The organism is Psychrobacter sp. PP-21 (assembly GCF_033790785.1).
GTDB lineage: Bacteria > Pseudomonadota > Gammaproteobacteria > Pseudomonadales > Moraxellaceae > Psychrobacter.
The window spans coordinates 173632-196901 of the sequence record NZ_JAMYEB010000005.1 but is presented as its reverse complement, the minus strand read 5'-3'; the positions used below and the strand labels follow the sequence as shown (position 1 = coordinate 196901).

The 23270-nt window shown below is 44.1% G+C and carries 21 protein-coding genes; 8 read left to right on the top strand and 13 right to left on the bottom strand.

The genetic code is table 11. The annotated features are described in order from the left end of the window. Positions 1–28 precede the first annotated feature (28 nt). Entirely contained in the window at positions 29–1012 is a 984-nt protein-coding gene (locus NJD71_RS06975; RefSeq protein ID WP_319051215.1) for a hypothetical protein, read from the top strand. A 4-nt stretch (positions 1013–1016) separates the two neighbouring features. After that, a complete protein-coding gene (locus tag NJD71_RS06970) occupies positions 1017–1982 on the top strand; it encodes a restriction endonuclease (protein ID WP_319051214.1) in 966 nt (321 codons plus the stop codon). Positions 1983–2147: 165 nt separating this feature from the next. On the opposite strand, the gene tdh is transcribed toward NJD71_RS06970, so the two are convergent. The 11 genes from tdh to NJD71_RS06915 all read right to left on the bottom strand — a co-directional run bounded on the left by tdh (position 2148) and on the right by NJD71_RS06915 (position 13923). Further along, entirely contained in the window at positions 2148–3173 is a 1026-nt protein-coding gene (gene tdh / locus NJD71_RS06965) for an L-threonine 3-dehydrogenase (RefSeq protein WP_319051213.1), read from the bottom strand. A 53-nt stretch (positions 3174–3226) separates the two neighbouring features. After that, positions 3227–4192: a glycine C-acetyltransferase gene (gene kbl, locus NJD71_RS06960; RefSeq protein WP_319051212.1), complete on the bottom strand. Its 966-nt coding sequence runs from the start codon at positions 4190–4192 to the stop codon at positions 3227–3229. A gap of 15 nt (positions 4193–4207) precedes the next feature. Continuing rightward, positions 4208–4417, bottom strand: coding sequence for a hypothetical protein (locus tag NJD71_RS06955; protein ID WP_319051211.1), 210 nt, complete (start codon positions 4415–4417; stop codon positions 4208–4210). 102 nt (positions 4418–4519) lie between these two features. Beyond that, the gene (locus tag NJD71_RS06950) at positions 4520–5266 is read right to left on the bottom strand and encodes a pyridoxine 5'-phosphate synthase (RefSeq protein ID WP_319051210.1); all 747 of its coding nucleotides are present in this window, start codon (positions 5264–5266) and stop codon (positions 4520–4522) included. A gap of 75 nt (positions 5267–5341) precedes the next feature. Further along, entirely contained in the window at positions 5342–6238 is an 897-nt protein-coding gene (locus NJD71_RS06945; protein ID WP_319051209.1) for an N-acetylmuramoyl-L-alanine amidase, read from the bottom strand. Between the two features lie 43 nt (positions 6239–6281). Beyond that, complete coding sequence (locus tag NJD71_RS06940) at positions 6282–7637, bottom strand: APC family permease (protein WP_319051208.1); 1356 nt, start codon at positions 7635–7637, stop codon at positions 6282–6284. Between the two features lie 142 nt (positions 7638–7779). Beyond that, entirely contained in the window at positions 7780–8544 is a 765-nt protein-coding gene (locus NJD71_RS06935) for an MOSC domain-containing protein (protein ID WP_319051207.1), read from the bottom strand. A gap of 213 nt (positions 8545–8757) precedes the next feature. Beyond that, entirely contained in the window at positions 8758–9171 is a 414-nt protein-coding gene (rsfS, locus tag NJD71_RS06930) for a ribosome silencing factor (protein WP_319051206.1), read from the bottom strand. Positions 9172–9302: 131 nt separating this feature from the next. Continuing rightward, entirely contained in the window at positions 9303–10241 is a 939-nt protein-coding gene (locus tag NJD71_RS06925; RefSeq protein WP_319051204.1) for a nicotinate-nicotinamide nucleotide adenylyltransferase, read from the bottom strand. 231 nt (positions 10242–10472) lie between these two features. Further along, positions 10473–12620, bottom strand: a complete 2148-nt coding sequence (gene pta / locus NJD71_RS06920; RefSeq protein ID WP_319051203.1) for a phosphate acetyltransferase — start codon at positions 12618–12620, stop codon at positions 10473–10475. Positions 12621–12690: 70 nt separating this feature from the next. After that, a complete protein-coding gene (locus tag NJD71_RS06915; RefSeq protein WP_319051202.1) occupies positions 12691–13923 on the bottom strand; it encodes an acetate/propionate family kinase in 1233 nt (410 codons plus the stop codon). Between the two features lie 731 nt (positions 13924–14654). Here NJD71_RS06915 and lptM point away from each other — a divergent pair. From lptM to NJD71_RS06895, 4 genes are all read left to right on the top strand, one after another. Continuing rightward, entirely contained in the window at positions 14655–14966 is a 312-nt protein-coding gene (gene lptM, locus NJD71_RS06910) for an LPS translocon maturation chaperone LptM (RefSeq protein ID WP_319051201.1), read from the top strand. A gap of 255 nt (positions 14967–15221) precedes the next feature. After that, positions 15222–16451 carry a diaminopimelate decarboxylase gene (gene lysA / locus NJD71_RS06905; protein ID WP_319051243.1) on the top strand — a complete coding sequence of 410 codons (1230 nt, stop codon included), beginning with the start codon at positions 15222–15224 and terminating at the stop codon, positions 16449–16451. A 218-nt stretch (positions 16452–16669) separates the two neighbouring features. Next, positions 16670–17557 carry a diaminopimelate epimerase gene (dapF, locus tag NJD71_RS06900; RefSeq protein ID WP_319051200.1) on the top strand — a complete coding sequence of 296 codons (888 nt, stop codon included), beginning with the start codon at positions 16670–16672 and terminating at the stop codon, positions 17555–17557. Between the two features lie 83 nt (positions 17558–17640). Then, entirely contained in the window at positions 17641–18672 is a 1032-nt protein-coding gene (locus tag NJD71_RS06895) for a tyrosine recombinase XerC (protein ID WP_319051199.1), read from the top strand. Between the two features lie 29 nt (positions 18673–18701). On the opposite strand, the gene NJD71_RS06890 is transcribed toward NJD71_RS06895, so the two are convergent. Next, positions 18702–19601 (bottom strand): nitrilase-related carbon-nitrogen hydrolase, encoded by a 900-nt coding sequence (locus NJD71_RS06890; protein ID WP_319051198.1) that lies wholly within the window; start codon positions 19599–19601, stop codon positions 18702–18704. Between the two features lie 287 nt (positions 19602–19888). Here NJD71_RS06890 and NJD71_RS06885 point away from each other — a divergent pair, with 287 nt between their 5' ends. Then, positions 19889–21502: an RNA polymerase factor sigma-54 gene (locus tag NJD71_RS06885; RefSeq protein WP_319051197.1), complete on the top strand. Its 1614-nt coding sequence runs from the start codon at positions 19889–19891 to the stop codon at positions 21500–21502. Positions 21503–21573: 71 nt separating this feature from the next. Here NJD71_RS06885 and NJD71_RS06880 read toward each other — a convergent pair whose 3' ends face one another. Next, on the bottom strand, positions 21574–22335 hold the full coding sequence (locus tag NJD71_RS06880) for a LemA family protein (protein ID WP_319051196.1): 762 nt from the start codon (positions 22333–22335) through the stop codon (positions 21574–21576). 514 nt (positions 22336–22849) lie between these two features. Here NJD71_RS06880 and hpf point away from each other — a divergent pair. Beyond that, positions 22850–23230, top strand: coding sequence for a ribosome hibernation-promoting factor, HPF/YfiA family (hpf, locus tag NJD71_RS06875; protein ID WP_319051195.1), 381 nt, complete (start codon positions 22850–22852; stop codon positions 23228–23230). Positions 23231–23270: the final 40 nt, after the last annotated feature.

Below are 23270 nucleotides of genomic sequence, written 5' to 3'. Positions count from 1 at the left end.
GAACTCATTGTTTTCTTTGGAGATTAGAATGGACAATCAATCTGAACCGAATAAAGTCGAAAGCAAGCCACACGAAAAATCAGATGATAATTTACCGAAAAAATGTGGCATTGTAATGCCTATTGCAAGTATGGAAGGCTATCCTGAATCTCATTGGAAAGATGTCAAAAGGATAATAGAATCTGCTATTAAAGAAGCTAATTTTGAAGCTAGATTAGTGAGTGATGCGGATGATATAGGCGTTATTCACAAACGTATTGTTCAGAACTTATACGATAACCCAATGATAGTTTGCGATATAAGCGGTAGAAATCCAAACGTCATGTTTGAGCTAGGATTGCGTCTAGCTTTCGATAAACCAACAATCATTATAAAAGATGAAGTAACACCTTATTCTTTTGATACCTCTGTAATTGAACATCTAAGTTATCCAAAAGACTTAAGATATCATGACATTGAAATTTTTAAAGAAAATTTAAAAGATAGAATAAAAAAGACTTACAAAGCATATGAAAGTGACCCTGAAAATTATTCTACCTTCTTAAAAAACTATGGTGCGTTTAAAGCTCCATTAATTACTGAAGAAACAGTTTCTGTTGATAGATATGTGTTAGAAGAGCTTAAAAGCCTTCAATTATCAGTTAATCGCCTTTCTAGCTCTATGAATTCTAAGTCTACAAACCGCAATAGTAAAACGCAGTTCGTTAGGAATGCAACAGCACACCAGCTAGATTTTCATAATTATGAAGAGCCTAATATTTTAGAGTTTTATCTTGATGGAATTAGAAATAAAGACGAGTTAGTTATAAACTTACAAGAGGTTTTAGCGGAATTTAGTTTTATTATAGAAAAAGTAAGTTTTAATTCAGGGAAGCTCTTTATTGAAGTTAAAAATATTAATCATGAGCATTTTGATGCTGTTGGAGAAGTAATTTCTCAAATAGAAGGATTAGGCTATGACATAGATGAGTTAGATCATAATATATATAGACTATCTGAAGGTAGGGGGTAGATTAATGACTCCAAAAGAGTTCGAACAGATAGTTGGTCGCATAATCTCAATTATGGTTAAGTCAGGTGACGAAGTAGTATGGAATGATAAGATTTCTGACCCTGATAACCCAAAGCAGATGAGACAAATCGATATTGCGATTAATCATGATGGTTTAAAAAGCCATATTGAGTGCAGGCATCATAGCGCACCCCAAGACGTAAAATGGATTGAAGAGCTAATAGGTAGAAAGTTGAGTCTAGATGCGTTCGCGATGATAGCAGTATCTAGCTCAGGTTTTACCGAAGGAGCAACTAAAAAAGCTGAAAAACATGGTATTTTTCTCCATACCTTAACAGAGCACTCGCCTGAAATAGCTCATACATGGGGTCGATCCTCAAAAGTTGAAGTTGGATATTACGGTTTTCACCCCTTAGATATACATTTAGTATTTAATGAATTACCAAATGCCAATCTTCAAGAAATTGTGAATGCGTTCAGAGTTAAAAATAACTTTATTAATACTATTTTTAATAAACTGAAATACGCAATAAATGAAAATGGGGAAATAAAGAGTTTTCCATATGATTTACAAGTAGAAGGTTATGCTGGATTTATGGATTTACTCGACAGGAATATCGAAAAAGTTAAGATAAAAGCGACAACTCATTATATGAAAGAGATTGTAGAGCTTCCATCGCTAATGATATTTTCGCAAAGCTCTCATAATTATCAAAATTTAGCTAGAGTTGAAAGATCAGATGCTCATAATTCGGAAATAATTTCCGCAGGATCAAGAGTTAAGATACAAATTGACATAACCAAAATATTGAATATAGAAAGTAACAAAGTTTTTTCAGGTCGTATCGATTTGGGTTTACGTCAAAAAACTCAAATTCCTGAAATAGAATGTATAGGTAGTGCTGACCATGAAATATCACTTTATGATGTCGGTTTTAGTGTGAGTGACTTATCTGATAATGTGTTGTAATTTGATTTACTCACTCACGTTCCAAATTAATATTCACAGTTTCTCTTAGCCTCAGCAATCAACTCATGAATCTTATCGCTTTTTAATATCCAAAAAAAACGGCACTAAAATCAGCGCCGTTTTTTGAGTCGTGAACATTTAAAATTTAACCAATAATCAACAAAATCAATCCCAGCTTAAAATCACCTTACCGCATTGCCCACTTTCCATGATATCAAAGCCTTCTTGGAAGTCATCAATGTGCATGCGATGGGTAATGATAGGCGACAGATCAATACCGCTAATCAGCATTTGCTCCATCTGATACCACGTCTCCCACATCTCACGCCCATAAATACCTTTTAGGGTTAGCGCCTTAAAAATAATCTTGCTCCAATCCACCGTAGTGGTGTTAGGCAAAATGCCCAAAAGAGAGATTTTAGAGCCGTTATACATATTACTAATCATTGAATCAAAAGCCTGAGGCGAGCCTGACATCTCAAGCCCAATATCAAATCCGTGCATTTTTAACGTATCGATAGCGCCTTCGATAGTTTCACCTTTGGCTGGGTTGATGGTCATCGTCGCGCCCATCTTTTTGGCAAGCTCTAAGCGATAATCGCTGATATCACTGACCACAATATTACGCGCTCCGGCAAATCGGCAAATCGCTGTTGCCATAGAACCAATCAGTCCCGCACCCGTGATTAGCACATCCTCACCAAGGACAGGAAAGGATAGGGCAGTATGCGTGGCATTACCAAACGGGTCCATAATGGCGGCCATCTCATCGCTGATACGCTCATCGAGTTTGATGACATTATCGGCAGGTATCACCAAATATTCGGCCATCGCGCCATCGCGATTCACGCCCACGCCTATCGTGTTTTCGCACACATGGAGCTTACCTCGGCGGCAATTACGGCAATGCCCGCAAGCGATATGACCTTCGCCTGTAACGCGGTCGCCCACTGCAAAATGCTTGACACCATCGCCCATTTCACTAATGACACCAACGTATTCATGTCCGATAATCATTGGCGTCTTGATGGTGTTTTGTGACCACTCATCCCACTTGTAAATGTGCAAATCTGTCCCACAGATAGCGGTTTTTTTAATTTTTATTTTGACATCATTGATGCCGACCGTCGGTTCTGGCACGTCTTGCATCCAGATGCCTTTTTCGGCATGCGTTTTAACCAGTGCTTTCATAATTTTCTCTTATTTTGGCTATAAGTAGTGCCTACCTATGAATTATCAAACACCTAAGCAATCACTTCCATTTGCTTGGCGACTTTGATAAAGGCGGCGATACACTGGTCGAGCTGCTCGCGAGTATGGGCGGCGGAGAGCTGGACGCGAATGCGAGCCTCGTCTTTGGGGACGACAGGGTAGAAGAAACCAATCACATAAATACCTTCTTCAAGTAGCGCCTCTGCCATTTGTTGCGAGACAGTAGCGTCATACAGCATCACTGCACAGATTGCCGATTCGGTGGGCTTGATATCGAAGCCTGCATCTTGCATTTTCTTGACAAAATAAGCGGTATTTTCATGCAGTTTGTCTTGTAGGGTATTGTCTTCTGCTAGCATCTCAAACGCTTTTAACCCAGCGGCAGCTATCATGGGCGGAATGGAGTTTGAAAACAGATACGGGCGTGAGCGTTGACGCAGCATCTCAATCATCTCTTTTTTACCCGTCGTAAAGCCGCCAATCGCCCCGCCAAATGCCTTGCCTAAAGTACCTGTGATCAGCTCGATATCACCGCGTAAATCAAACAATTCAGTCACGCCGCCACCCGTGCGACCGACGACGCCTGCTGAATGACACTCGTCGATCATGACCATGGCATCGTATTTTTGTGCGAGCGCATAAATCTCATCCATCGGCGCCACATTACCATCCATTGAAAACACAGCATCGGTGACAATTAAGCGAAAACGCTGTGCTTGTGCTGCTTGCAGCTGAGTCTCTAAGTCTTGCATATCCGCATTGGCGTAGCGATAACGCGCAGCTTTACACAGACGCACACCATCGATGATTGAGGCATGGTTTAACGAATCAGAAATAATGGCATCATCTGCGGTCAGCAGTGGTTCAAAGACACCGCCATTGGCGTCGAAACAGGCTGCATAAAGAATCGTATCTTCGGTATTAAAAAACTTAGAAATCGCCGCCTCTAATTGCTTATGTAAATCTTGCGTACCACAAATAAAACGTACCGATGACATGCCATAACCTGAGTCTTAAATGGCCACAGTAGCCGCCTTTTTAATTTCAGGATGGTCAGACAATCCAAGATAATTATTGGCACAGAAGTTAAGCATCTCACGGCCGTCGGCGATGGTGATGAGCGCATCTTGCGGAGAGGTAATAACGCGCTCGGATTTATACAGGCCTGCTGCGCGGATATCGCCGATTTCTTGTTGTAGATGTTGTTGAAAGGCTTGATACATAAAAATTCCTTTTTTTATATTATTAGTGTCTGCTTAGGATCTGTTTAACGTACAAACATTGGGACTGCTGACAGAACCAAACGATTTGCTTATCAATACGGGTTAAGCACAGATGTCTAAATACTGACGCACCACATTATCCATGCCTTGCTCTAGCGACTCAATCGTAAAGGCATGACCAATCGATACTTCAGCGATATCACTAAGCGCGAGTAGATCAGCTAAATTATCCAAATTCAAATCATGACCCGCATTGACGCGGATACCGTTTTGATTGGCTAGGTTGATACAGTCGCTAAAGCGTTGCTTCACCTCATCGAAATCAATATTGTCATCGCTCTTACCATTACTGTAGGCGCGCGCCCATTCTTCGGTATACATCTCGATCGTCTGTACATCACTGTCGATGACCGCTTTGATTTGCTCGATATCAGGGTCAATGAACACCGCACAGCGCGTACCAAAGGCTTGCAGCTCTTTGCTCAATGTTGATAAAAACTCATGATGTGTGATGATGTCAAAGCCATGATCCGAGGTCAGCTGATCGTCACTGTCTGGCACGAGCGTACATTGATGCGGTTTTACCTCACGAATAATCTTTAAAAACTGCTCGTTTGGATTACCTTCGATATTGAACTCAATCTCTGGATAGTCTTTTAAGAATGCACTGATATCATAGACATCTTGGTATCTGATATGACGCTCATCAGGTCGCGGATGCACGGTAAAGCCTTTGACACCCAGATCTATGAGTTTCTTCACAAAGTGCAGCAGATTGGGATAATCCGTGCCGCGAGAGTTTCTGATTAAGGCGAGTTTATTCAAATTGACACTAAATAGGGTGCTCATCATATTTCCTTTTTCATTGTTGTTATGCGTAGATAAATAAATAGATAGATAGTTGTTAATGGCTAATACCTAATCTTAATAGAAGTCATCCCGACCAGCATACTTCATATTGAGCGCCTGTAGTATCGCATAGGTCTCTGTATCCATATTACCGGTTGGCTGCTGCGGTCTAAAGTGCAGTTGAAACGCATAGATCACATCACGGCTGGGTTTGTCCCACGTATCAGTATCGTTGATTTGATAACCATACTTGCGAAAGGCTTGCTTGATCTCTTGCACGCTTGGCGCGACCAAGGTACGCCGATTCATAATGTCTTGCTTGTCCGCTTCATCATACCAAGCGCCGATACCGTAATCGAAATACAGTCGCTCCCACGGGAATCTTGCTCCGGGGTCGATCTTGCGCGAGGGTGCCATATCCGAGTGACCGATGATATTCTTTGGTGATATATCATATCTAGCGGTGATATCTTGTACTAGCTCCGCGACTTTCTTAATCTGCAACTCATCAAACGTCACATAATGCTCATAAGGATGGTAATCCATATCGCCATTTTTTAGCGCGTCTCGATATTCAGGCTTTATCCCTGCATTGACAATCTCGATACCGATAGAGGTATCGTTGAGGATGGTACGTCCTGAAAAGCCACCGTCGCCTGCATGCCACGCGCGCTCAGATTCGGGTACGAGGTTATAAATTTTATCATCATCACTGTCTAGGATTAGATAGTGCGCGCTGACCTTGCCCGTCGTCAATGTCTTTATCGAGCGCTCATTATCTGAGACCGTATAGTGCAGGACGATGGTCTTTACACGCTGGCTTTTGCCTGTCGCTTGATAAGTATCGCTGTCGACGCTGTAGCTGTTGGTTGTTGCGACTGGTGCAGTCGCCGTCACGCAGCCAATCAAAGGCAGCGTGAAGCATGATACTAATACTGATGCCAATGCTAAAGAGGTCATACTTTTTGCCATAAATTGCTCTATATAGCGGAAGGTTATGTGCTGATATTATGCGCTACGGTGCTATGGTTTGCACAGGCATTATTTTTCGATACCCTATTATGCCTAGGACAACAAAAAGTCCGAGCAAGACATAAGCATTGAATGACAGCGCTGCTGGTGAAAATGGTAGCAGTAGTAGCGATATAAAGACCACACTAATCACTACAGAAAGATAGTTCAGTAGACCTGCTTGTTTCTTTTTTCGCTCATTGATGAGATCAGCGGTCGTGACATAAGCAAAGCCCACTGTAATACCCAAAGATGCCATGGTCACGATATCGAGTAGGTAGTTTCTACCGAGCCAGGGAGAAAGCAGACATACGAAACATATCAATATCACGGTTTTTTGCTTACTAAAGTGATTGTTTTTATCCGTAAAAACGCTAGGCAATAGCGCAGTGTCGCTCATAGACTCTAAAAGCTTAACAGATGACAATATAAAGCCATTGATACCGCTCATTATCGAACCAATCATCGCTATCGATAGCAGCCAGATGCCGATGCTACCGATGCGATTGTCTATGCCTTCACCTGTCGCCCAATTGCTGTCTTTGATAGCTTGGTAGTCAAAGCTCATGTTTAGCGCAGTAAAGTAGTTGATCAAAAAATAAAACAACACGCCTGCGATGAGTGAAATTAGGATGATACTTTTGGTCTTGGTTTTTGAGTCACTGATGGCTTTTGAGATTTGCGGTGTGGTCTCAAAACCGACATACGCCCATGGCATTACGGCTAATATAGGTAGCCATGCCAAACTAGTAATAGAGCTGCTAGACATATCAATGGGCAAAAATGCTTGAGTAGCAGGCGTCATCCAGAGCGAGGCAAAAAACAATGCCGTCACTGACAAAATCATAAATAAAGCGATGTATAGCTGGATTTTTGCGCCGACTCGTACGCCCTTTAAATTGATATAGCTGAACAAAATAATAGCTGCGCTGCACAAGAATACTTCACTGGCGTAGACTTCCCAACCAGCAATCGTATACAGGTAACCTAATTGTAAGCCGCTAGGCAACAGATATCGCAACAGTAAAGCGACAGCTGATATATTGAGCGCGATAATGGAGATATAACCTATTGTGACGCCCCAACCATAAATATAGGCGTGCTTTCTATTGATATACTTTTCAATCCAATAGATACCGCCTGACTCGTTTTCTGGTGTTTGGGTCAGCAAATTGATGTAAGCACGCGCTACCATATAGATTGCCAAAGTACCGATAATAATGGCAACAGAAGAGCCTAGTAGCTGCGACTGGGGCAAAAATAAATCGCCTGGCATCACATAAGCACCCCAACCGATAATGGCGCCCACACTGATGGCTATCGCCTGTAGATAACTGATGCTTTCTGTTGGTTCACTCATGGCTGTCTCCTTTGAGATGCAAAATAAAGGAGAGAGTCGTTCTTATTGTAGAATTTGGCTGGGGCATGAAAAACCTTGTGACGCCATTACGCAGGGTACTGGCCATCTCTTATAAATAGGAAAGTCATACTAAAGGTTTTCGTTAGGTGATGCTTTTGCGATCCTGTTGGGTTTTTTTAGCCAGAACCTTTTTCCAACTCTCCTCTAAACAGTCAATCGCCAGCCATGGCTCAATGACCTCAGCGTCAAACTTCTCTTTGGAGTTTGCCAGTTGCCAAAGTGTCTCTAGCGTGGCAAACGGATAAGGACGTTCTACGAGATACACTGGCAAGTCAGCGTCAATCATGCCATCACGCACCACTTGAAAATACCAGCCAGAGATACCTTGCTTGCTGACCCATGCCGCGATATTCGGCACTTTGGTAAATTGGCCGATTTGGTCGTTGATTTTGTAGCACGGGCGGCGCGGTTGCACGATACGCAGTTGCACGCTATCTTCACCGTTTATATTGTCTTCACTATACTGCCCGCCATACTGATAAACATCACCAATACAGACGTTAGACTCATCCATCTCAGGCAAGCCATTAACGGCTTCAGTGGTAAGGTTTTCACCGAGTGTCCCGACACGTACTTTTAGGTCAAACTCTGCATTGATTTTCTCATAAGTTGCCGTTGGCAATTGATGCACGGCTTTGAGTGGGCCACCATGATGCTTACGGTCGGCTTGCTCATCGGTGGTCAATCCCATAAAGTTGACAGCGACAGGCGTTTTAATTGGTGCTTTATCAATGGCACTCATTTCTTCGCGAGTGAATGGCATGGCTTTTCCCGCGCGGACACATACTAAGTTTGCCACATGCAAGGGTAGGTTAATCTTAGGGTTTGAGCTGTGGTCAGCAGACATTAGCAATCCTTAATAAAAGCGTCATAGACAAAACAAAAATTGGGCAAAAAAGGAAAAGATTATCATAGCAAGCTATCGCATTATTAGCCATTTTAATGGGTATTTATCATGACATATATGCTCAAATATAAGCACAAAAAAAGACCAGAATAATGATTCTGGTCTTTTTGCTCTCATGCTTTTAGGATGATGCGATCATTGTAATCAATGACCTTATTTGTTCTTGTTGCGACGACCAGCAGTTTTCTTTTCACGCGGCGTAGCAACCAGCTCAGCCAACTGGTCAGGTGATGACCATAAACCTTCTAGGTCATAGAACTCACGCGCTTGCGGGGTCATGATATGAACGACAACTGCGCCCAAATCGATCAGTGTCCAGTCAGAGTCGATACCGCCTTCACGGCCAAGCGGCATAAAGCCTGATTGCTTGGCTTCGGCGCCAACGCTATCCGCCATCGCACGGACATGACGTTTTGAGGTACCATCAGCGATGACGATACGTTCGGTGACGTCGGTCAAGTCTTCTACATTCATTACAGTGATGTTCTTTGCTTTCATATCATCTAGAGCGCTTTGTACTATGGTCAAACATTCTTCTAGGCGTTCTTCAGTCATGGTTTTGGTCATAAACTTTAATCTCTTGAATCGTAAATATTAAAAATAAAGGGGTAAAACGTCAATTTGTCTGAGTCGACTGATCACATATTGTCAGTCATGCATAAAAACAGGATAGGAAAAATGACATAGATAAGGCGATTTTAACGGAATTGAGCAGCAGAATATAGCTGATGGGCGATAATATAGTGATAAACAGCAGGATTTAGCCATTTAGCTAATGGATTGAATTCAGTATTGCTAATGATAGCATTTATTGATGCTATAGATGCGATTTGCCTGTCAGCGACAGGTATTTTATTTGTTTTGTGCGCCAGTTCTTGTAGTTGCTCACGTATCTGAGTGCTGGATACGGCAGTAATGGGCCGCGTATCTATATAAATGCGTCCTTGATTGGCGTTTTTCAAGTCAGAGCTATTTGGATCAGAGTTATTTAAGTGAGTGCTGTCTTTCAAGCATTTGGAACTTGGAGCTAATAGTGTCATAGGTGAGTCCGTGATACGGGGTTGCAATAACACTGGCAGTTGCGACTTTAGAGTAGAGATATCTTGAGCAGTCGTTGTATCTGCAAGTAGCGACACACTGTCAGAAACCCCATCATTTATATTATCGTGGCTTGCACGATTGAACACCCACAGATTGACATAGTCAGTGAGTCGTAAACCATCTTTCCATTTGTCCAAGCTATGCGCGCTATCCATACCCATAATAAATATCAAGTTGTCGTTAGGGTATTGCTGCCTAAGTGTGCGTACGCTGTCTATAGTATAGACAGGTGGCGTTTGCCATAGCTCCAGCTCGTTGATTTGTATTGGTGTATCCTGCACCGCAAGATTCAACATGGCTAAGCGGTGGTTAGGGTCAGTGCTTTGCGTTTTAAATGGTGAGCGTGCATTGGGTAGTAGGTAGACGTGCAAGGCGCGCTGTTGTTGTACGGCAATGGGTAGTAGATGCTGATAGACAGACATAGCCACTTGTAGATGTCCATTATGTACCGGATCAAATGAGCCACCAAGATACGCGCGGATAGCAGGTAGGGGTGAGGTGAGTGTGTTTTGCTGGTTGCTTGTGGTATTAGTCATAGTTATAAAGGGTTAAGCGCTTATTGTAGTGATAGTACATGAGCTATCAGAGTATGGCAGTCGTGAGTAAGTGATAGAACCATTGTAGAGGGCAGGTGAGCATCTGTCACCACTGTCTGTCCACATAGCAACTGTCTGTCACCGCATCACCAGTAAAACGACAATAAAAAACCGACTATCATGGCGATAGTCGGCATTATATAAGAGGATAACTAGCAAGACCTATAGCAATTAAATCAAGTCGCTATGTGCTTGGATCGCCGTCAGCGCGATGGTATAGACGATATCATCAACGAGCGCACCGCGAGACAAGTCATTGACCGGTTTATTGAGCCCTTGGAGCATAGGGCCGACACTGACGACATTAGCACTGCGCTGTACGGCCTTGTAGGTGGTGTTACCTGTATTGAGATCAGGGAAGATAAAGACATTGGCTTGACCGGCAACAGGCGAGTCAGGTGCTTTTTGTTTACCCACGCTCATGACCGAGGCGGCATCATACTGTAGTGGACCATCGACTTTTAGGTTCGGTGCGCGCTCACGAACGATTTGGGTGGCACGTGCGACTTTTTCGACATCCGCGCCAGCGCCTGATGAGCCAGTAGAATAGCTGATCATCGCCACTTTTGGATCGATACCAAATGCGGCAGCTGACTGTGCTGATTGGATAGCAATCTCTGCCAGCTCTTCAGCGTTGGGGTCAGGGTTAATGGCACAGTCACCATAGACCACCACTTGCTCAGGCAACAGCATGAAGAACACAGACGATACTAAAGAGTATTGCGGTGCGGTCTTGATCAACTGAAACGCTGGGCGTACCGTGTTGGCTGTGGTATGAATAGCACCTGAAACCAAACCATCAACTTCATCCAGTTGCAGCATCATGGTACCAAGATATACGGTGTCTTTTAGATATTCAGCAGCGACATCTTCATTGGTTTTGCCTTTGCGGCGTTCTACTACTGCGCTGATATATTTGCTCATATCAACGCTATCAGGATCGATGATTTCTAGCCCTTCTGGTAACGTCAAATCACGGTTTTTGGCGACTTGTTCGACATCGCTACGCTTGGCAAGTAGAACGCAGTTGGCGATACCGCGGCTTTGGCAGATACAGGCTGCCTCAACGGTACGTGGTTCAGACCCTTCTGGTAGGACGATGCGTTTTTTGGCCTGTTGTGATTTTTTGACCAGCTGATGACGAAACGCTGATGGCGAGAGGCGCGGTTCGTGATTACGGCTGAAGTATTCTTTGATCCAGCTTAGATCTAAGTGCGCCGCCACGTAACGAGCGACTTCTTCTGCACGCTCGGTATCATCGCTTGGAATCTCGGAGCTCATATGCATCAGACTCTGTACCGTCTCATAGCTGTCGGTCTCGACACTCATAACAGGGATGCCTGTTTTGAGTGCTGACTGCCATAGCTCAGCCACGGTTTTGCCTGGCGTGATACCACCAGTCAGCACCAGTCCTGCAAGCGGTATTCCATTAATACAAGCCAAGCCCGCCGCCAATAATAAGTCATCACGATCACCAGGGACGACCATTAGTGTGCCACGCTTAAAGACTTCATTGACTCGGGCCACTGAGCGTGCGGTCAAGCTGATACGGTTGATACGACGAGTCTTTGCTTCACCGACATTCAGCCACGTTGCATCCAGCTCTGTCGCGATATCCCACGTACGCGGTACTGACAGTGAATCGCTAAACGGCACCACACCGATAAGACGGAACGCTTCAGTATTGAACGATGGCGACAAGCGCTGCACTTCTTGCAAAAAGGTTGGGTCTAAACTAACAACTGCTTCACCAGGGGCAACTGGTTGGTTATCAAAAGTATTGGGCACGTCTTGTACGCGCATCAATATCACACCCAGCGTACGGGTATCGATGACACCGCCAAACTCACGGGCATGGACGTCGAGTTTGTCCGCTAGATAAGCAGGTTTACTGATATCTGCTGTACCAACAAAGATGATTTTGGCATCTAAAGCATGAGCAAGCGCACGGTTTATTTGAGAAGCGTAAGACGTCTCAGTGGTAGGCACAAGTCCTTCGCAAATGACCACATCATGCCCACTATCCATGGTGTGGTAATTGGCGATTACCTCTTCCATCAAGTCATCTAAATTGTCATCACCTAGCATACGCTCAACGTGCTGACGGCTGATCGATTTGGGCGGTTTTAGACCAAACGCATGCATGGTTAGAGCGTTTGAGCTATCTAGACTATGCTGTTTATCAAGCGTGTCATCTTGCAAGAATGGCTTCATAAAGCCGGCCTTGATGCCGTTATAATCAAAAGCACGAATCAAACCAAGAGCGGCTGATGTCACGCCAATACCGCGGCTAATGGGAACAAGTAAAATAGTTTGCATAATAAATCCTATGGTTTATTTTATATTCTTATAATGAATGCCAAGTAATCATTGCTCAATACTGCCCAATCTAGCCAAGGTTTAGTGCTTGACGAGTCTCTTGAGCGATACGATACTCTTCATCGGTTGGTACGACCCATAGCTCGACGCTACTATCCTCGGCATGAAAACTGCCTTCTTTACCGCGTATCAATTTTGCGTTTTTATCAGCGTCTATTTTTATACCGAAATGACGCATCACTGCCAAGATTTTGGTACGTGTAATGTCTGAGTTTTCACCGATACCACCAGTAAAGACAATACCGGTAAATTCAGGTAGCGCACAGCTGAGACTGGCGAGATACTTACCTGCGCGGTAACAGAACATCTCGATAGCAAGCTGTGCGTCTTCATGACCTTCACTGGCTGCTTGTTCGATAGTACGCAGATCATTGGACAGACCTGAGATACCAAGTAAACCACTGTCGCTGTTCAACATTTTATCTGTTTCTTCTAGGCTCATACCCAGCTGGCGCTTTAGATGCATATGCAGGCTTGGGTCGACGTCGCCGCTACGAGTACCCATCATGAGCCCCTCAAGCGGCGTCAGTCCCATGCTGGTATCGAGGCTCTTGCCGTCATATACAGCAGCGGCGGAACACCCATTGCCTAAGTGCGCCGTTAGCCAGCCATGTGGCCCTGTAGACTCAGTAATTTGGCTGGTGCGTTCTGATACGTAAGCGTGCGACGTCCCATGAAAGCCGTAGCGACGAATTCTATGCTCTTCGTATAGATATTTTGGTAATGCATAGCGAAACGCGACTGGCGGCATGGTCTGATGAAAGGCGGTATCGAATACGACCACTTGCGGAATATCAGGATAGATAGCTTGAACTGCTTCAATTCCCAGGGCATTGGCAGGGTTGTGTAGGGGTGCCAACGCTTTAAGTCGCTTAACTTCTTCTAACGCATGAGTATCAACGCGTACCGCTTCTGAGTACTCTCGCCCGCCATGTACCACGCGGTGACCGACAGCGATAAAATGATATTGCTCTAGCAGCTCAAGGATTTTTTGTAGTGCCAGTTTGTGTCGACCGCCAGGAATAGATATCTCGAGCTTGTCACCATCTAGGGTAGTGTGTTTGATGCGAGCAGTATCAAGCCCTAAGTTTTCGGCCAGACCTGTGATACGAGTAGAGTTGTCATCACTAATCAACGCGTATTTGATGGAAGACGAGCCGCAGTTCAAAACCAATGTGGGGCTCGTCAGGGTTGATGTTTCAGTGTTCTTGTCATCAAAAGTGGTGGTTAGGTTGTCGCTCATGCTCTATCCTCAGGTTGGTGTTTATTAGGTGGCGCGTCATCACATCGCAAGCGTAATATAACGCGATATAAATAGACGCTTATGGCAATACAGCATTAATACTACTAAATAGTCAGGTCGATATCGTATCGTTTTTATAATAAATACATTAAACAAACATGCTACCGATTTGCATGATACTTATATTAGTTTAGACCAATGATTCTATTTTTTATAAAACAGCCTTAGGCGGCAAATCATCATAGCCACTCATCATAGTGCCAAGGTCGCGCTACAATGTAACATATTTTTGTACCTATACCTCGATGATGGTGTGGCTTAAGAGTGCTGCACAGTAGGCTACCATAACGTTGACATAACTATATTTATGAGTCGTACTTAAGTGCGATAGCCATGAGTATCCAATTGTTTTAGAAAAGTATTGTTGGCAGCATAAACAATAAGGAAGTATCAAATGTTGTCAGAAGCATTGTCTAAATTGCGATAAAGCATGTTTTTGCATGGTCATTACCAATCAGTATCGTCAGCAATGTCTGACAATAGTTTCAAAGTAACGCTCAATACACAGCAAATTTATTAGCCATTCATGTTCAGTATACGTACAGCTTTGTGTAATAATGCTATGATTGAAATGATCGCATTGGCAGTTTTTTAGCTGCCTATTTGACTGTCTGTCCATTATGATTTTTTATCGCACTTACACCACTGCACGCTCATAGGTTATACGCTTTATGTCTATTACATCTCGCCCCTCAAACACTGAGCACACCTCATATCTGCTTACCAGTCGCCGTGCCATTGCTACTTTCATTATCGGCAGCGCCGTCATGGTAGGTGTATCAGGCTGCGGACAAAAAGGCGACTTGTATTTAGCGGAGTCCAGTAGCCAAACAGTCGAAGGCAGCTCATCTGTACTCAATAGTACAAGTAACCCACAAGATGCCGCCTTTGCGGGCATCGATGATGATACCTATCAAAAAAACGACTATCTAGATGAGCAGCAATTACTACCTGAACCAAGTACGGACCCTAATGATTATTAGCGTCTGGCTATCAAAGTCTAATGACTGCTGATGCCTAATCATTAGGTCGTGCTCGCTACCCAAAATTTATGTTACCCCTGTTACCCTGATTATATTAGAGATGTTTATATGAGTCATTCTGAAATACCTGCTGACTTGACCGACTCTGCAACTGGCGAATCGGTCACTATCCAAACTGAGCAAGGGTTATATATCGACCCCAAAGCCTTGAGTGCTCATTTGCCTGCACTGAGCTATCGCGCTGATGCGCTATATATGGAGCAGGTCAGTGTCGATGAGCTAGCAAAACAATATGGTACGCCATGCTATGTCTATTCAAAGCAGGCGATACTCGACGTCTATCAGGCGTATACCGACAGTTTTGCCAGTATTGATCATCAGGTATGCTACGCCGTAAAAGCAAATTCTAACCTTGCTGTACTTGGTGTGTTGGCACAGGCAGGTGCTGGGTTTGATATCGTCTCTCGTGGCGAGCTGATGCGTGTGCTGGCAGCAGGTGGCGCCGCATCACGCGTTGTGTTTTCGGGTGTTGGCAAAACGTATAGCGATATTGAGTATGCACTGACCCAAGGTATTGGCTGCTTTAACGTCGAGTCTATCAGTGAGTTGACCCTCATCAACGAGGTCGCACAGTCACTTGATAAACAGGCGCCAATCTCATTACGTGTTAACCCAAATGTCGATGCCAAAACACACCCCTATATTTCAACCGGCCTCAAAGACAATAAGTTCGGCATCACTCATGAAGATGCACTAGCCGTCTATCAGCAAGCGGCAAATCTATCGCATATCGATATCGTTGGTATCGACTGCCATATTGGCTCACAGCTGACAGAAGTGGAGCCGTTTGTCGCGGCATTAGACAAAATCATTGAGCTGATACATAGCTTGCGCGATAGTGGTATTACGCTACGTCATATTGATCTAGGCGGCGGTCTGGGCGTACGTTATATTGATGAGACACCAGTATCTATCGATGAATTCGCCGAAGCCTTATTGCCAAAACTTAGCGAGCTTGGGTTAACTGTATTTTTTGAGCCAGGTCGTAGTATTGTGGCCAATGCTGGCGTGCTATTGACGCAAGTTGATGTGCTTAAGCCAACGGAGCACAAGAACTTTGCGATCGTTGATGCTGCCATGAATGATTTGATTCGTCCTGCTTTATATCAAGCTGAGATGGCCGTGATCCCAAGCACACTCCCAAGCAACGGTATCGATACGGAAGGTACGCAGCCGTGGGATATCGTTGGGGCGATTTGTGAGACAGGTGATTTCTTGGCAAAAGACCGTTTGTTGTCATTAAGCACCAATGATGTCTTGGCCGTGACAGGTGCGGGTGCCTATGGCTTTACAATGAGCAGCAATTATAATTCGCGTCCGCGTGCTAGCGAAGTCATGGTGTCAGGTGATAGCCATCAACTGATCCGTAAGCGCGAAACGGTCGAAGCGTTATATGCTGATGAAATGTTATGGCAGGATAAATAAAACCGCAAAACTGAAACTGTAAAACTGAAACTGTTTTTGAGTAATAAAGAAAACCCACCATGATGATAATGGTGGGTTTTTTATGGCAAACCCTAAGTAACCAAAACAATTTTTAGTCATAACGATAAGTTAGTATTTGAGCGCGGTGATAATTATGATTGTATCTGGCAGCGTGCTAATATAAGCCATACATAAAAATAGGATAGGACATCAAGGATATGCTAATAGAGTTTACTAAAATGCATGGGCTGGGCAATGATTTCATGGTTATCGATTTGGTGACCCAGCGTCTGGAGTTGACTAAGGATTTGGTAGCGTTATTGGGAGATCGCCATTTGGGTATCGGTTTCGATCAATTGCTGGTGGTCGAGCCACCGATGCGTCCTGATGTTGATTTTAGCTATCGTATTTTTAATACTGATGGCACCGAGGTTGAGCAATGCGGCAATGGCGCGCGCTGTTTTGCCCGTTTTGTGCAGGCCCGTAAGTTATCTTTTAAGCAGCGTCTACGTGTGGAGACAGCCAGTGGTATTATCTCTTTGACCACGGATCGGTTTGGCTGGGTAGAGGTGGATATGGGTAAACCTCGGTTTGAACCAAACGAGATTCCTTTTAGCCCAAGAGCCACGACCAAAATTCAAAACACCTATCACCTTGATGTAAATGGTACGCCTGTGCAGCTATACGTTGCCAACATGGGTAACCCTCATGCCGTCATCAAGGTTGACGACGTACTCGATGCTGAAGTTGAAACGTTAGGTAAGGCAATCGAATCTCATCCTGCTTTCCCAGACCGCGTCAATGTAGGCTTTATGCAGGTGATGAATCAGCGTCATATTCGTCTGCGTGTGTATGAGCGCGGCGTGGGTGAGACTCAAGCTTGCGGTACTGGTGCCTGTGCAGCAGTAGCAGTTGGTATACGCGAAGGCTGGCTCGATGAAGGTGAAGAAGTCCGTGCACAGCTCTATGGTGGTAGCATGATTATCAAATGGCAACCCGGCTACTCCGTCATGATGACGGGTCCGACTGCTTTTGTTTATGAGGGGGTATTTAGTCCAGATGGATTGATGGCGCAAGCAGGTATCAAGCCAAATTCCGAAGGCTGATAACGTCTAAAGACTGCTGCCTATCATCAGGAAAATGATATAAATGTCGGGCAAATGATATAAACGGCACAGGGGCTTTTGATATGGTTATGTCCAATAAAGACAGTCAAGCGATGCAGGCTATTCCTTCTATGCCTTGGCTGTCAGATGAGCTGGCGGCCAGTATAGAGTCAGATTCGATATTACGAGAGCTACTGGTCCCTGTGCACCGCTGGCTCAATACCCTATCTATACGTAATCACTCACCGCATACGCTCACGGCCTATTTTGCGGGCTTAAACCAGTTGGCACTATTCTTACGTGGCAAGCGTTTGACATGGACACGCTGTGATAAGCGTCAATTGGCTCAGCATATCAGTCAGCGCCTCGATGAAGACAAACTTGCGCTTGCTAGCGTGCAGCAAGAGCTGTCAGCGATTCGGCATTTTTATGGGTGGTTGATAGAAGAGGGCTTAGCACGTATCAATCCAGCCACAGGCTATCAGCTTAAACGTAGCCCTAGACCACTACCATCTATTGCTGATGTGGATCTATTAGCCCAGCTGCTTGATCAAGAGGTTCCCGATATACCAGAGCAGGCGCGCTTATGGCTACGAGATAAAGCGATGTTTGAATTGCTCTATAGTAGTGGTCTACGTGTCGGCGAGTTGGTTGCACTGGATATCGTGGATGTTGACTTGTCTGATTTGCGCGTTCGAGTCACAGGTAAAGGCAATAAGACACGTCTAGTGCCGCTAGGTGCAAAGGCAGCAGAAGCGATTGGACGCTATCTACCACATCGCAATCTATGGGTCGAGCAAATGGATAATGCTTTGTTTATCAGCGAAAAGCTCGGTACTCGGCTATCCACACGTGCTGTACAACAGCGCTTAAAAGTTGCGGCGACACGTGCAGGCATCGCCCAAAACATGTATCCGCATCTATTACGTCATTGTTTTGCTTCACACATGCTGTCAGGCAGTGGCGACTTGCGCGCCGTGCAGGAGATGCTGGGACACAGTGATATTAGTACCACTCAGATCTATACTCATGTTGATTTTGCCAAGCTAACCCAAGTCTATGACCGTGCCCACCCGCGCGCAACCCATGCTCAGAATGAGAGCAATCCTACCTAGTAGCAAACCTAGCGATATAGCAGTTTTGTTTATGCTAAACGATGACAATCAAAGATTGGTAGCTTTTGTTGCCCTTGTACTTGAGCTTGCTTGTCGAGCGAGGCCATGACGACAGCATAGCCTTTATTTGTTTCAGATGCGGTAGAGGAAGTCAGCTCACTACTGTCATGGCTGTTAATGACACGTCCATCAAACGCAGTAATGGCGGTATGCCCCCATGTCTGGCGAGCATTACCATCTTTGTACCTATGGTCACCACCTTGTGCGGCGCCGATCACCATACATTGGCTGTCTAGAGCACGTGCCTGTAACAGCAGCGACCAATGCGCTTGCCCAGTCAAATAAGTAAAGGCAGACGGGGCACTCAGTATGTCGGCACCTGCTTGGCGCAAACGCTGCGCCAATGCAGGAAAGCGCAAATCAAAGCACACCATCATGCCCAGCTGATAGACAGAACTGCCTGACTCCAAAGGAGCGACTATCGTCTGAGTACCTGGCTCAAACGTTGCTGCTTCGTTATAGCTGCCTTGCTTATCAGCGACAGTTGCAGTAAATAGATGGATTTTGTCGTAGCGTGCTACCCGCGTACCGTCCGGTGCAAACAACTGACTGACTTGACGCAATCTACCGTCAGGGACTACAGCACCATCAGGACGATAAGGACAAGGCAATGAGCCTGCAAGTAGGTAAATACCATGAGTGCGAGCATAATCAGCCATCGTCGCTGAAAGCGCGTCAAAACGTTCTGCAGTCGCAAATTGCTGCCCCATACTACAGCAGTTCTCAGGTATAACAACGAGCTCAGCGCCTTGGGATTTGGCATCAATGATGGCAGATTGGATATCTGCTAAATTGCTCTCGATATTTTGCTGACTGTTCATTTGGATAGCAGCTATGCTAAATTGAGGGTTGTCTATTGTGTCATTCATAACGGTGTTCTCCGTAACTGCTGAGTTTTGATGGTCGCTCATTGCCTTTTATTTATTATAAATTTTGAAGGTTCCTGAACAGACCATTCATAATTATTGAATGGTTATTGATGCCAAAATGATAAGTTTATATAAAAAATATTTCAGACGTATCTGAGTAGAATATAAATTATCATAGCAAAATTGTGGCAAAAAATGCTATCGTCATGTCCTAATAAGGTTATGACACAGCCTCGATTGGCACAATAAATATAAAATCACCAAGACTGGAGTTTAATAAGCCGCCCATGAGTATGTCGTTCGGATTGGCGACCACGCTGAGTAACTCACAAAAACTAACGCCGCAAATGCAGCAGGCTATTAAACTGTTGCAGCTCTCTAGTCTTGAACTTGCACAAGAGGTTCAGGCCAAGCTGGATAGTAATCCGCTGCTTGAACGTATTGAAGATGACGAAGAGTACGAAAATAGCCACGACGATAGGGTAGATGAGTTAAGCGAGCCCTTAACACTCGATAGTTGGAATCAAGGTAGTGACTCATCAAAGACAGGGTCTGAGAGCAATACAGAGTATAACAGCGACGATGCCACTGATAGCTTAGACAAGTTACAGCAACCGAGTATCGATGATGGTGCGATGGATAGCGACAGCAGCTTTGATAGAGATAACTATGCCTCTGCCCAAACAGGATCAGGCAGCAGTAGAAGCGATGAAGACTTTGACAGCTATCAAGGCGGTACCTCCTCTACTATTCAGGATCACGTACGTTGGCAGCTTAACTTTAAGCGCTTGTCAGAAGTGGATACGCTGATTGCAGAGTATCTGATGGATTCTATGGATGACATGGGGTTTATTCGGATAGATGTCGATGAGTTATTACAAAGCTTCGATACCATGGCAAACTTCTATCAATGGGATGAACGGGTTGAGCACGATGAAGTCATGGCGGTATTACATATTATCCAGTCTTGCGATCCTATTGGCGTTGGGGCGCGTCACTTAAGTGAATGCTTAGCCATTCAGCTGTCCAAGCTAGATGCGCGCACCGAACATCTTACAGAAGCAAAAGCACTACTCACCGCAGGCGAGCACTTGGTGAGTAATAATATCAAAGCACTTACTGAACTGACAGGACTTGCACCTGAAAAAATCACACCTGCCATAACTTTGCTACGTACTTTAAACCCTTCACCAGGATTACTGTTTCAGATTAGTCAGCCGGACTATACCCAGCAATCTGATAGTTATGATATTCCAGATGTACTGGTCACCCCTATAAGAAGTCGTAAAGCGACTACCAACTCTGAAGCCCTAGAAGATGGCTGGCACGTACGCCTAAATCCTGACACGTTACCCAAGCTACGAGTCAACCAAGAGTATGCCAATCTAGTCAAACGCGGTGATGACAGTCCTGACAATCAATATCTACGTGAAAACCTGACCGATGCGCGATTATTTATACGCAGTATCGAGGAGCGTAACCAAAACCTGCTAAAAGTAGCGACCAGCATCGTACGCTATCAACAAGAGTTCTTGCAGCATGGTGCAACTGCCATGCAGCCTCTTATCTTAAAGGTTATTGCAGAAGAGGTGGACCTACATGAGTCTACCGTTTCACGCCTCACAACAAGCAAGACCATCTTGACACCGCAAGGGCTGTTTTCGTTAAAGCATTTTTTTTCATCACATGTGAGTAGTACCGATGGAGACATTTCATCAACGGCTATCAGTGCTATGATCAAAAAACTTATCGCCAACGAGGACCCCAAAAAACCACTATCAGACAGTCGACTCAAAGATGAGCTGCTAGCCGACGGTATTGATATTGCCAGAAGAACCGTCGCCAAATATCGCGAGGCGATGAATATAGGTTCGTCTACTCAGCGTAAGCAAAAATATTAAAAAAATCCCCAAAGACTCAGTTAAGCCTGTTTGGTTTTCTGAGTCTTACAAGCTAGTCCAGTCATCAACTCCTATAGCTTTTTGGCTTCTTCCTCGTAAATATTGCGTGCCGCTATCATTCGATCATCGATTTCTTCCAATGTTGATTGTAGCCTCACAAACTCTGCATTAGATTGTAGTTCGATATAATGCTGTGAGAGCTCCATCAGTCTAGACAAAGCAATACCCATCTCTGTTTGAGCGTTTAGATAAGGTTCTGCTTTTTCCAAGCTTGTAGGTGGTTCCAAATTAATATCGAAGCGATCTAAAGCTGATTTTTTAGCGGTGACTTGAGTGAAGGTCGACTCATCGTTATGAGTATGGTTCCGTATGATTTTGGGAATATTACCTGCTACATCTTGTAAGCGTTGATAATGTACAAATAAAGACCTATATTCGACTTTTCGTTGTTCGTAGAGTGTACGCGCTAAAGCTATCTTCTGTTCTTGAGCGTCTATAGTTGCCAATAAATCTTGAAACACAGCATCAGAACTAAGAGCAGGATATCGATTTGAGATTTCTATAACAGTTGCTAACGAACTACTCAGGTTGGTTTGTGCCTGTTGATATTTTACCAATTCTTGAGTGTCATTAAATGTCTCTACACTCAACTGCAATTTACCTACTTCTGCTCGTGCCTCTTGTAGTTGTTTAAATGCGCTTTGCTCCTCATCATAAGGCTTTTTGACAACAGCTAGTAACTCAGGGACTAACGCCATTCTATTTTGATTTTCGCTTACCATTTCAGCCCAAGCAATATTGAGTTTTTCATTTACTTGCTCGACTTCTTTCATAGCAGGTTTCTCATCACTAGTAGACGATTGGTTATCACTGCAGCCAGTCATGGTGAACGAGATTATTAGAGCAGTAAAAATGAGAGCAAGTCGGATAGACGTCATTATCATCATAAATTTAGCTATTATTTAAATATAGAGTTTTAGGATAGTAGTAGACGAGATAAGTGGTACGCAACCTTTAATAGTAGCGTTAGATTATTTAATTGACCATAGTTTAAAAATAAAATTTTTTGATTATATAGAAACATGATAGAAACAACAGGTATTGTTACACTTAATTACAATTTAGTGACTTGCTACTATCCGGTTTTCATGACAAATTAGAGTCATACCAACAACGAAACCTAAGTGTCGAAGCATAGTATTTATTTATAACTAATAAAGGAGACGATAAAAGGATACGTCGATATTTTACTAGAGACACTAGTATAGTAATTGGTAAGGCAAGGTGAAAAGAGCAGGAATGCGACCTCATCTGTTGAATGTAAGTTACAACTAAAAGGACAATAATATGAATGTTTCTATCAGTGGTCATCATATCAGTGTTACCGAAGCTATGGACACAGCAGTTCGCGAAAAGCTTGAAAAAGTAGAGCGACACTTTGATCAGATACAGAGTATTAAGGTGATATTATCGCTAGACAATAGCGGCGCAAGTGATGGTGGTAAAAAGAGCCATAAAGCTGAAGCAATTATGCGCGTCTCAGGTCAAGAAATGTTCGTCCAAGCATTAGAAGATGATATGTATAAAGCCATTAACGAGATGGCAGACAAACTTGATAGACAAGTACGCAAGTATAAGACCCGTCAAGAGCGCAAAAAGACTCAGGGTGCCGGACGAGATGGACGTTATCAAGACATCAGTCCAGCTGAAGCAGTACCAGCTGCCTAGTCTACTAATAAGTAGGGTTAGTTGAGTAGCGAATAGTTCT